The sequence below is a fragment of the Spirosoma aerophilum genome (assembly GCF_054782495.1).
The window spans coordinates 220285-231811 of the sequence record NZ_BAAGSJ010000017.1; the positions used below are offsets into that span (position 1 = coordinate 220285).

Below are 11527 nucleotides of genomic sequence, written 5' to 3' on the forward strand. Positions count from 1 at the left end.
GAAATCAACCAGACACATGAAAACGATCCTATTTTTCAGCCTTCTCTTTTTGGGTACATTGCCCGTATCTGCCCAACGCTTCGTGGCCGATACCCGACAAAGCAAACTCACCTGGACCGGTCATAGCGAAGTGGGCAGCTATGCACCGTCGGGCACGCTGCAACTTCAGCAGGGTTTCTTCGACCTGAAAGGCGGGCAAATCAGTCGAAGCCGCCTGGATATCGACATGCGCACCATTCAGCACGAAGACGAGAAAATGCAGGCCCATTTACGGGGTGAGGATTTCTTCAACGCAGCAGCTTTTCCAGCGTCGACCTTCGTGCTGCAACGAATCAGCGGGAGTCAGGCCAGCGGGCAGCTTACGATCAAAGGGGTGATGAAACCGGTGACGTTTCCTGTTGTAGTGACTGTGGAAGGCGATGCACTTCGGGTGAAAGGCAAAGCGACCATCGACCGGACCGAGTTCGGGATCAAGTACAATTCGAGCAGCTTCTTCTCCGGCCTGGGCGATTATGCCATCAAAAACACCTTCGAGCTGACGTTCGATGTGGTGGCCCGGCAGGTGGTCAAATAAAAACAGGCGCTCATGCAACGTAGATGTACTAGTCGTCATCCTTGGTGAAAAATCAATAGTCGCCGGTTGGTCGATGGAAAAAGAGGGTTAGTCGAAATGTTAAATTTCCATAACGACATATATCCTTGTTTTACAGGCCTATAGATTTGTGGCATAAGTGCCTGTTGCTGACGAAAAATCAGCTTATGGGATGCCCGAATGTTTGCCTGGACCTTTACTCGTTGTTATGAAAAACCTATTCCTGTTCCTGACCTTTTTGGGCCTGTCAACCCGGCTGGCTGTCGCTCAGTCCACCCCCGGCCGCATCAGCGGAACCTTAACTGATTCGACCACCACGAAACCCGTGCCGTTTGCCACGGTGGCTCTTCAGTCGCCTGACTCCAAACTTATTAACGGCGTAACAACCGACGAAAAAGGCGCTTTTATACTGGATAAACTGGCGTTTGGCACCTACAAGCTGGTCATTTCCTTCGTGGGTTACCGGACCAAAACGCTTGACAAGGTAACCCTCTCCGCCGAAGCACCCCATGTTGAGTTGAAACAGCTTTCGCTGGCTCCGGATAGCCGGAATCTGAATCAGGTAGATGTGGTGGGGCAGAAGGCGCTGGTAGAAGATAAAGGCGACCGGCTGGTATACAATGCTGAAAAAGACGTATCGAACACGGGCGGAACAGCCGCCGATGTGCTGAGAAAAGTGCCCATGCTGACGGTCGATCTGGACGGGAACCTGAAGATGCGCGGCAGCGGCAACATTAAAGTGCTGGTGAACGGCAAACCGTCGAGCATTATGGCCCGCAATCTGGCCGATGCGCTCAAGCAGATGCCAGCCAACATCATTAAATCGGTGGAGGTGATCACCAGTCCCGGCGCTAAATACGATGCAGAAGGATCGGCGGGGGTCATCAATATCATCACCAAAAAAGCGGTGCAGGGTACCAATGGAACGGTTAATTTAACGGCCGGAAATATGAACCGTTCGCTGGGCGGCAACCTGAACGTGAAAGGCAAAAAACTGGGGCTGGCAATCTCGCTCAATGGCTATCAGTACCGGAACATTGGTGAAACATCCAGCACCCGCACGGCCCTCACCGACCGGGGCGATGGGATTCGGGAACCCTCCAGCATCCTGAATCAGCGTACGTTTCGGGATAACACCGGCACCGGTGGCTATGGCGAGATGAGCCTCGATTACGACCCGGACACCACAAACCGGATCAATTTTTCGGCCAATGCCTGGGGCGGAAACTTTCCCATGAACAGCACCCTCGACAGCCGCCTGACCAGCCCACAGGGCGCGGTTTTGCAGGCCTACCACCGGGATATACAGTTTCGAAATCCGTATGGCAATACCGAATTTAATCTCGGCTGGACGAAGTCGTTCCGGAAACCCGGTCGGGAGTTTTCAATACTCACGCAATATGCCCGGATGCCTGATAACTATTATTATACCATCCGGCAGCGGAATATGGATTCGGAGGTGGCCACGTATCTGGAACGGAGCACCAACCTGAGCCGCAACAACGAATACACCTTCCAGGCCGATTACACGCATCCTTTTACCGCACGCACCAAACACGACACCCTCAATTTTAAACTCGAAGCCGGGGCTAAAACCATCCTGCGCGGTATCGGCAGCGAGTTTGTTGTCGAACAGGCCACCACCGGTCTCGACGCCGATTATATAATCGACCCGAGCCGGTCAAATGATTTTACGTACGATCAGCGAGTGGTGTCGGGCTATACCTCGCTGAAAGTGGATACGAAACGGAAATGGAATCTGACGGCGGGGGCTCGGTTGGAACATACCAGTATCCAGGGTGACTTTGTATCGACCCAAAGCTCATTCAGCAGCCAGTACCAGAACCTGATTCCCAGTTTTACCCTTGCCAAGACCCTGCGGGATAAACACACGTTCAAGGTGAGTTATACTCAACGAATCTCCCGGCCGCTGATCTGGTATCTAAACCCCTTCCGTAACGCCAGCGACCCCAAAAATATCCAGACCGGTAACCCCTTCCTGAATCCCGAGCTAACCCACGCCACCGAGTTGTCGTACAGCACCTTTGGCAAGGAGGGAGCCTCGTTCAACGCAGCCCTGTTCTGGCGGCAAACGAACAACTCCATCGAGTGGCTGGCCACCGTCGATGCGCAGGGTGTAGCCGTGTCGTCACCCCAGAACATCGGGCGGAACGCCAGTTATGGGGCCAACCTCAACCTGTCACTCCAGCCGAACAAGCATTTTAACTTCAGCATTGGCACCGATCTTACCTATGTCGACCTGACGAGTATGGCGCTGAACCAACGGACCAATGGGTGGGTGTGGAGCGTCAGTCCGAATGCGTCGTATAAGCTGCCCAAAGACTTCACCCTGCAGGCCAATGGCTACGTAGGGTCGGGCTGGATTTCGTTGCAAAGCCGGAATTCAGGCTGGTATTATTACGGGCTATCGGCCAAGAAGGAGCTGATGGACAAAAAAATGAGCCTGACGCTGAACGTGAACAATCCGTTCAACCGGAGCGTACGCATAACCGGCGAACAATTTGCGCCGACTTATGTGGCTCAGAATATATCAAATTTTGTGAACCGCTCCGTGCGGCTGACGCTGAGTTATAAGTTTGGCCAGATGAGTTCGGGTGGTAAGCAGAGCAAGAAAATTCGCAATGACGATAGTAAAGGGGGCGGGCAGTAGCGGCACGTTTAAACCGACTGGCGCCGGACGCGCTACTGTACCATCAACCGACTCTCGTCCAGCAGCGAACGCTTTTGTTCGATGGATAGGCTGAGCGGGAGCTGGGCCAGACCGATAAGCCGACGTAAGATCTCAACGCCCGTGAACCGTTGCCGTAGGGTATCATCGAAACCGGCTGGTTTTTCGTAGCGGCTCAGGACGCTGTCTAACGTAGCTTGGGGTTGCTGAGCAAGCATCAGATGGGCGATCAGTACACCCAGATCGAACTCGGCGGGGCCGTAAAAGCAGAATTCAGGGTCAATCACTTTCAGACTTTGGTCTTCAGTTTGAAGCCAGCTTCCGGGGTAGTAATCGCCGTGAATCAACGTTTTATGAGCGCCAGGCTGCTGCTGGGTAGGGAAACTGTCGGCCAGATACACCTGGCCCAATTGCCGGACAGCTTTCTTTAGGGTAATATCCTGCCTGAAAGGCACCGCCAGCTCAGTAAGCCCCGGTTGTATTGCGTCCAGATCGAAACCGTTGCTTTCGGCAAAAGGGTAGTTGAAGATGTGCTCATGGTTGAGTGCCCGCATAGCCTCGTTCGCGAAAATAGGACCGGGTATCTGTGTGGTGAAATGGTAATGCAGTTCAGACAGATAGTCCGTTAAAGCCAGAGCGTCGGCATCGGGTAAGCGCTGGTCTGGTTGATAGAGAAACGTATAGTCACGAGCGTTGCCTACATCTTCGAGTACAAGAATGTTGTTTTCCCGATCGACGCCCATGAGCAATGGCATCATGCTGGCGATCATGGGTATAAGCTGTATTTCCTGATAGAAAAAGCCCTCAATGACGGCCCGGTTGGCGGGAGCCGGTATGGACGGGTATTTCTCCACATACTCCCGCGACTGCTTGACGATGAGTGATCGAAAGGGAGTGGTTACCCGAAGCACATAGTTCATATTGCCTTCACCGGGTTTCTCTACTGAAGAAATTGACTCCTGATTATCGAGCCAGCCGCGCCGACGCAGATAATCCTGCAGAGCGAAAGGTTGTTGAGCATCCAGTTGCATGTTGATGGCGTATTAAGTAGGTATAGGGTATGGTAAAGTACAAATTATACACTACGAATACCTTCCTTTTTTAGCGTACTACCGCTAATTTACCCGCTAGCCCTTCAGAGCCATCGGCTTTAACAACCACAATCAGATAGATGCCCGTTTGAGCCATACGTCCCTGGTAATCCCGCAGCGGCCAGGTTGCCGTTCCCCCCTGCGATCGGGTTTCGTACACCAGCTGTCCACCGGCGTTAAAAATCTTCACGGTCACATTATCGGTCAGGCCGTTAATACCCACGGTACCCGTGAAGTCGGGCCGGACGGGGTTGGGGAAAATTGTGAGCTGGCTCAGCGTCTCAGCCGGTTCAGTGGCCGGCCCCTGATACGAAACCAATCCCCTGGGTTGATCGGCGCTGCCGGTTTCTATAAACACGTTGCCGCTCGTGGGCTCAATAGCCAGTGCCTGGACAGTGCTGCTGGGCAGGGGACTGTTGACGGCCGTAAAGGTTTCGAGCAACTGAGAGCCATCCGGAGCAACGTGATACAGGCCGTTGCGGGTGCCAATCCACTTTCGGTTGCCCCCATCGACGGCTATGGCCGTAATCAGTTCATTGGCCAGCAACCGACGCCGGTTGATGATGGGTGGCTGAGCGTCGATAGTTGCGTCGAAGGCACCGGCCGGATTGTCGAAGATGGTCGGGCCCAGATCGGTACCGACCCAAATGGCACCGTTCCGGTCTTTGGCCAGCACCCGGATGGTGTTGGTCAGCAAACCTCCTTGTCCTGTAAGGGTACTCAATGCCCGGCTGCGGTTTGTTTGTGGATCAACTACCAGCAAACCACCTCCAAGATCGGGCAGAAGCCACAGAAAGCCATTATCGTCGGGTAGAATCTGTACGATATTGGTCTGGTTGACCGCTGGAAACGACTGAAATTGACCATCCGATCGACGAACATGCAGGGTGGCTTGCTGGGCATTCCCCCGTCCGGTAGTTATCCACAAATTCCCGGTGATGTCTGTGGATAAACTGGTAATAAATGGGCTGATGGTAGCGGGGAGCGCCACGAGTGTGGGCATCTGCCCGTCGGTCTGGCTCCACAAACCCCCGCCATAGCTGCTCAGGTAAAGCTTCTGTTCGACGGATGAATAGGCCGCTGCATTGAAACCACGCGTTAAACCCGCAACGGGGCTACTGATCCATCGTCTATTCGGAACCGACAGTATATCCGCCGGAAATTGGTTGGCAGTAAGGGGCGTTGTTTCCTGCGGGCCGTTAGGAAGGGCAACCACCGTTTGTGGGTAAGCGATTAACTGAGCGAACTGGTCGCGGGATGGCCCTTCGGGAGCAATACGCTGAAACGTACCGGCACTCGTGGTTAACAAACCACTTGTTGCATCGGCAATCCACAGCGTATTGCCGTCGGCGACAATGTCGCGGGGATCGGCCAGCAGCGAGCCGGTAAATGTGCCTGCGCCGGGTAGCGTTACAGATTGGTTCGTGGCTAAAATGAGTCCCGATGGCGCGGTAAATTGTCTGATAAGCGGATTTGTAAGTGATTGAGCCAGCGTCCACCGACCAGCCTGCCGTTCATAAACACCCTGGCTGTTGACCGTAGCCGACAGCCGGCCCTGATTGATAGCGATCGACTCCGTTTGAGGACCGGGTGCTGCCACTGCTTTCCAGTTGGCAGGGTCAACGATATTGACATTGGCCGCAAAGCGAATGGCTCTGAGCCGACGCCCGGATTCGGTCGGGAGCAGCAGAGCCGTTAGCGCATACAGGCTATCGGCCGCTGCTGCTGTTTGAAGGATGGGCAGTGGCATGCCATCCGCCCGTTTGCTGAAGTACGTGTCGCGGATCTCATTCTTCACAACATCCAGCACCACCAGACCAAAATCGGTGCTGAGGTAGGTGTTAGTGCCAATTCGATTAATGTGGTTGATGCCGCGTGCGGTCGGTAAGGCCGATGAGGTAACGATGGTATTCACATTGATCACCGTACCCGGCTCACCCGTGTTTGTCAGGCTTAATAAGTCCAGATTGCCATTTCGATAGGCAATAAGCACCCTGTTTTGATCCGCGAGATAAAGCAACCGACTGATGCCCACATCGCTCAGACCTTGCTGTTTCCCAACGGTTGTAGTTTCGTTGGTTGTTTTGTTGTAGTAGAAAAAGCCGTTTTGGGTAGCGGCATAAACTACATTGCCAGCCACCGCTACCGATTGTCCCGACTGGTAACTAACATGGGTTTGCCAGGTGCCAATTTGAGCAAAGGAAGAATGAAAAATGAAGAATGATGTACAGAAGAAGACAAACCAATGCCAGATCTTATACCCTGATGTCCTGATCCTCAATCCATTCATAAATAAAAAAGTATTACGAATCATACATCATACATCATACATCATACATCATACATCATACATCATACATCATACATCATACGTCATTTATGTCCTCATACGCCCACTCTTTTCGTCCGGCGTCGTCTCCTAAATGGAAGCATCGTCGGCAACGGGCTTCGTAGCTATCCGTTTCGCCGAGCAGCACACGGTCCTGGGAGGGCACGAGCCGGTAGGAGTATTGCGCTATATCGCCACAAACCACACAAATGGCATGTACTTTGGTAACATATTCGGCAATACTCATGAGCTGTGGCATACACCCAAAAGGTTGACCGGAAAAATCCATATCCAGCCCGGCAACAATCACACGTTTACCCTGATTGGCGAGCGTATTACAGACGTCAAGTATCTCTTTGTCAAAAAATTGGGCTTCGTCTATACCAACAACGTCACAATTTCCGGCAAACGGTATAATTTGGCCCGCTGTTTGTACAGGAGTAGAATGAACAGAAAGCGCTGAGTGCGAAACGATGTCTTCTTCGTGGTAACGGGTATCCAGCGCCGGTTTAAAAATCTTAACGTTAAGCTTCGCGATTTTAGCGCGGGTAAGTCTACGGATCAATTCCTCCGTCTTTCCAGAAAACATTGAGCCACATATGACTTCGATCCAGCCGGTTCGAAGGTGGGGTGGTTCGCGTCGGCGGGATGGTTCGATAAACATTAGGTATCAATTAATAAACGAAGCAGACCGGTCACTTGATTTAAGTGTACGCACCATGACAAATCGAAATGAATATTGTTTCATTTATCCACACGGTTTACCCGTTGTCGGATTGAATCATGGAGCGCAGCCCGCTGCATTTGATTTCTTTATTGATAACAATCGGTTTGTAGCCGAAAGTTATATATTTACAAAACAAATAATATAAGCCCTGTCAATCAATTAGTTATACAGCACTTGACCAAATTAGGACAACAATGGTATAACATTTGGCAATCGTTTACTTCACAAAGGTAATTCACATTGTTAAGGAGTTCACAAAAAAAGCCCGATCAGATTGACCGGGCTTATACTATAGATTAGAGTTAACTAGAGAAGTTGATCTAATAAACGTCTCAAGTTAGCAGCTATACCTTCAAGATTGCGTTTATTCTGTGAGAAAAACTCAGACCAATGCAGCGTATCTACACTAGTCAAAAATCCATTCGATTCATCGCCAGGAACCTCCTTTCTTATTTCTTGTGCTAATGAAGAAAGTCTGGGAAGAACACCTCTTTTGTAGTATACTTCCAAATTCTTGCCGAACGCACGATCTTCTCTTGCGTTTTTTGATGGAATTTGTGCATCCATAGCATCATATTCAGCTTGGGCTGTACGAATAATCTGGTGAATCGCTTCGATTATTACAGCACCTTCTAATCTAATAATTGTGCGTAAAATTTTGGTTGCTTCAGGTTCGCTTTCGGGTTCTTTGTACTTAACTGGTTCCATGATAAAAAATTAATTTATACATATGAGGGGGCAAAGTTAAGCCTACTTATTAAGGGAGAAGTACCCGATTTGTAAGGGGAAAATACCTGATTTTAGAGATAGTGCTAACCCCTACAGGTGGGCCGCTCGCTGACTTCTTCCTGACCGGGCATCTGATAGGTTTCGCTGTAGTCGGGCTGGGTCTTCTTTCGCCGTTTGATACAGCCGCATTTGGTGCAGGTGGTCTGCTCGCCCCAGCCGGGCTTACTGTTCCACTTGTGCCGCTCGTTGCCCGGTACCACACGCGGGGCTTTACCTTCGTTGATATGCACCAAGCCAATACCGTCAAAATGATAGAATGCCATAACGGTATGAGTTACTCAAAATAGGATAATACTTTCTCAAACAGCTGCACGTGGTAGGCCCGGGCTTCAGCCATCGTAGGAAACAGATCCGTTGACAAATAGTGACGCCCATCGCTGAGCCAGTACTTTCTGACCAGTTGGCCGCTTTCGGTTCGGTGCCCGTCCACGTCGATGACTTCGAGGGTTATCGGCTTGAATACACTGTTGACGACGATCACCTGATCGCCTATGCTGTAAGTTTTTTCCATGATGCGGATAAACGGTTAAATGTGAATCGAAAAAATATAATAAGAATCCCGGTGGCCATGCCCAGCAGGCCGCCTACCGTTAGTTCCCGGTAGTGGGTCGGCACGTGCCGGTAGTTGATGATCAGCAGCACGATTATGCAGCCGAGGATGACGCCCAGCGAGTGGGACGCGCTGATGTGTAATTGTGGATAATGTGTCATGAAGTTTAAGATGAATAGCCGATCTGACTGAACGACTGGCTGAGGGATGGGCGCTCATGATAGTGAGTAACCTTAATCCCGTTAAGCTCGGCGATGTATTGTATCTGAGGATGCTGCCGACGCATGATCAGGCTGATCAGATCACCCAAGGTATTGGGTTTTGTCGAACTGGCTAACCTGGTACCGAAGCATTGGTTGAGGTGTACCTTGTGAGGTTCCCCTTTCATCGTTCGAAGCTCCAGCGTGATCACGGCGCCAAACTGCTCGGTCATGATCACGCTGTCGAGCGTCAGGTTTACAGCTGAGGTGTCGATGGTCATAGTTAGAAGATTGAGAGTTGTTTGCCGACCTCCAGCTTTTTGAATAGAATCCGGGGATCAATCATAACCACTGGCCGTTTACCTTTTCCCACCGTTACCAGCATCGCGTTATAGCCACGTTCCAAGCTCAACTCGACTTGCCGCTGATGGTGCTTGTTATACTTCAGCGGCTCCAGTGCACCTTGATAAGTGACGAGATCAACAACCTGGTAAGCTTCTACGTGAATCGTTCCTGTATGAAAGCTGCTCATACCCCCGACGCTTACGTACTCTTTGTTCTGCCAGAAGAAGGTTTTACACGTACCCGACTCAGCGATGGACTGAGCCGAGTACATTTTGTCAGCTTCTTCAAACTTGGATTCTGGAACAAATAGCTCAACTGTCATTTCTGATTGTTAATCGAATGAATGACTTTGATCGTTTCGAGCTTAAGTTTTTCAGCTTCGATAATTTGCTTAGCCAGGTCGCCCATGGTTTTCGCCTGGGGGATCGCGTTAGCACTGCTTTTTACTCGTAGCATTTGTTCCCGAAGAAGGGCAACCACATCGTTTGTATTGATGACTGCCTGTGCCTGCATCTCGGCGTTCTGGGTTTGTGGCGTAAGAGATACTTTGGCTAATTCCGTTGGGGCCACCGGTGCGTCGGGGTGGCGCTCTGGCAGATAGGCAGGCCATTCATTCCAGAAGTTGCCGGTCGGGATCTCTTTAAACTGACCACCGCCCCAGTGAAGGGTAGTGATGCCATTGCCGCCCAATTCAAATGTTTTAAGTGTTCGCTTTTCTCCGTCAGGACAGGCTAATTCTTTGCCGATATAGCCGGTTAATTCTTTCTCAATGTTCAGCTTTAGATTCATCGTTATGCTTGTTTATAGCCCTTTTGAGTAAAATTTCAGTGCGTTTAAGCTCAATCAAATCAGGACGGTCCTCGAGCAGAATTTTCTTTATTTCGGGGTCCTGAGAAATGTAGTAGGCGACAACGGTATCATGTAGGTTGCGAAAGGGGTTGTTAATTAAGCCGGCAGCGTTCATTTGCCGAATGAGGTCCGAGCGTTTAACCAGAGTTCGATTGCCTTCATCGCTTTGCCAGAAACGACGCATAATCTCACTGTGCCTTTTCCTTCGTTCCTCACCTTTTGGAGAGGCCCAAGTATTTCGGTTCGTAAGAGACATCTTAATCAGATTGCGATTGCGTCCCGCCATTTCAGAATTTGGAATGCATTCTAAATTCGAGAGCACGCATCGGCGAGGATTGTGATCGACGAAGATGACGTTATACCCTTTCGGTATGGGGCCGATCCAGGTTAGCCACAGATACCGACGCAAAGGCATCCGTTCACCCTTGCCCAAAAAAATCCACCATTCTGGCTTTTCGGCAGGTCGATTCTTATGCTTCTTGATCCATTTAATGGTGCCGGGAGCCTGCTGATTTTTTACGTTCATTCCCGAAACCAGACGCCCGCGGAGGGTACCATATAGCCGTTCATGGGCTTCGGGTGTCCGGGTCAAACCTAGCCGCTTAATCCGAAAACCGACTAGGCCAGGCGAGGCTCCTAGCTGTTTTGCTATCTGGTGATTCGTCGTTGTTTCGAGCAATCGACGAAGCTCATTGTCCCATGAGTCGGGCCAATCCTTCATAGCTCGGACAAGGCCTGGCGTATTGTCGGCCTGATTAAAAAAGTGAATTTTCATGGCGTCAGAATAATTGAAACTGTCCGTGACGGCCAACATTAACCTCCGGCTCGGGTAGTATTGGTTTAGGCTTAGCCACTGGCATAGGAGCGACCGTAGCGGTTTGTTCGAGTTCTACCGTATGCAGGGGCTTGACAACGGGTTCGGCTGCCCTGGGTAGATTGACGAACGGAATATCCCGGTCATCCTTCCGGGCCGCTTCCACCTCAATAAACCTGCTGCTGAATTGCAGGTCGAACCACAGTAGCGACCGGGGGTGTACGTTGTAGCCGCATGAGCAGTGATAAGCAAGCTGCATCGTGTGGTAAGACTGGCCGTTCGAGTAGAGCGATAGCCGGGCGGTGGATAGACAGCCGGTTGGCTTGGTTAACCAATTCAGTTGCAGACCAACGACCTTACCATTCGAGAAGGGTTGTAGGGTAGTCGATACCTCAACCGTTCCCAGTTCTGGTGCTGTGATTGTTAAGGTATCGCCCTCATCGAAGGCGGTACCGTTGAGCAGAAACGTTCTCATTTTGAGGATTGGTTTAGAGCGTACCAGATACCAAATCCAGCCAGGCTAACTAAGATTGTCGGAATTATGCCGATCGA

General features: G+C 50.9%; 14 protein-coding genes. 2 read left to right on the top strand and 12 right to left on the bottom strand.

Translation table 11 applies throughout. The features are described from left to right. The first annotated feature begins 16 nt into the window (after positions 1 to 16). Together ACYVK4_RS23220 and ACYVK4_RS23225 are read left to right on the top strand one after the other, a co-directional pair. The gene (locus tag ACYVK4_RS23220; protein WP_461129952.1) at positions 17 to 574 is read left to right on the top strand and encodes a YceI family protein; all 558 of its coding nucleotides are present in this window, start codon (positions 17 to 19) and stop codon (positions 572 to 574) included. 226 nt (positions 575 to 800) lie between these two features. Beyond that, positions 801 to 3263: a TonB-dependent receptor gene (locus ACYVK4_RS23225; protein WP_461129953.1), complete on the top strand. Its 2463-nt coding sequence runs from the start codon at positions 801 to 803 to the stop codon at positions 3261 to 3263. 32 nt (positions 3264 to 3295) lie between these two features. Here the strand turns inward: ACYVK4_RS23225 and ACYVK4_RS23230 are convergent, their stop codons facing one another. The 12 genes from ACYVK4_RS23230 to ACYVK4_RS23285 all read right to left on the bottom strand — a co-directional run bounded on the left by ACYVK4_RS23230 (position 3296) and on the right by ACYVK4_RS23285 (position 11450). Beyond that, a complete protein-coding gene (locus ACYVK4_RS23230; RefSeq protein ID WP_461129954.1) occupies positions 3296 to 4312 on the bottom strand; it encodes a phosphotransferase in 1017 nt (338 codons plus the stop codon). A 70-nt stretch (positions 4313 to 4382) separates the two neighbouring features. After that, positions 4383 to 6662, bottom strand: coding sequence for a type IX secretion system anionic LPS delivery protein PorZ (gene porZ / locus ACYVK4_RS23235; RefSeq protein ID WP_461129955.1), 2280 nt, complete (start codon positions 6660 to 6662; stop codon positions 4383 to 4385). A 76-nt stretch (positions 6663 to 6738) separates the two neighbouring features. Next, positions 6739 to 7365: a thymidine kinase gene (locus tag ACYVK4_RS23240; RefSeq protein WP_461129956.1), complete on the bottom strand. Its 627-nt coding sequence runs from the start codon at positions 7363 to 7365 to the stop codon at positions 6739 to 6741. 369 nt (positions 7366 to 7734) lie between these two features. Then, complete coding sequence (locus ACYVK4_RS23245) at positions 7735 to 8136, bottom strand: hypothetical protein (protein ID WP_461129957.1); 402 nt, start codon at positions 8134 to 8136, stop codon at positions 7735 to 7737. 104 nt (positions 8137 to 8240) lie between these two features. Then, entirely contained in the window at positions 8241 to 8480 is a 240-nt protein-coding gene (locus ACYVK4_RS23250) for a hypothetical protein (RefSeq protein ID WP_461129958.1), read from the bottom strand. A gap of 11 nt (positions 8481 to 8491) precedes the next feature. Next, a complete protein-coding gene (locus tag ACYVK4_RS23255) occupies positions 8492 to 8728 on the bottom strand; it encodes a hypothetical protein (RefSeq protein ID WP_461129959.1) in 237 nt (78 codons plus the stop codon). Beyond that, positions 8707 to 8928 carry a hypothetical protein gene (locus tag ACYVK4_RS23260; RefSeq protein ID WP_461129960.1) on the bottom strand — a complete coding sequence of 74 codons (222 nt, stop codon included), beginning with the start codon at positions 8926 to 8928 and terminating at the stop codon, positions 8707 to 8709. Before ACYVK4_RS23260 ends, ACYVK4_RS23255 begins: the two co-directional genes overlap by 22 nt. A 5-nt stretch (positions 8929 to 8933) precedes the next feature. After that, positions 8934 to 9248: a hypothetical protein gene (locus ACYVK4_RS23265; RefSeq protein ID WP_461129961.1), complete on the bottom strand. Its 315-nt coding sequence runs from the start codon at positions 9246 to 9248 to the stop codon at positions 8934 to 8936. A 2-nt stretch (positions 9249 to 9250) separates the two neighbouring features. Beyond that, on the bottom strand, positions 9251 to 9634 hold the full coding sequence (locus ACYVK4_RS23270; protein ID WP_461129962.1) for a hypothetical protein: 384 nt from the start codon (positions 9632 to 9634) through the stop codon (positions 9251 to 9253). Continuing rightward, a complete protein-coding gene (locus ACYVK4_RS23275) occupies positions 9631 to 10101 on the bottom strand; it encodes a hypothetical protein (RefSeq protein WP_461129963.1) in 471 nt (156 codons plus the stop codon). Before ACYVK4_RS23275 ends, ACYVK4_RS23270 begins: the two co-directional genes overlap by 4 nt. Beyond that, complete coding sequence (locus tag ACYVK4_RS23280; protein ID WP_461129964.1) at positions 10079 to 10936, bottom strand: HNH endonuclease; 858 nt, start codon at positions 10934 to 10936, stop codon at positions 10079 to 10081. Before ACYVK4_RS23280 ends, ACYVK4_RS23275 begins: the two co-directional genes overlap by 23 nt. Positions 10937 to 10940: 4 nt before the next feature. Next, positions 10941 to 11450 carry a hypothetical protein gene (locus ACYVK4_RS23285; protein WP_461129965.1) on the bottom strand — a complete coding sequence of 170 codons (510 nt, stop codon included), beginning with the start codon at positions 11448 to 11450 and terminating at the stop codon, positions 10941 to 10943. Positions 11451 to 11527: the final 77 nt, after the last annotated feature.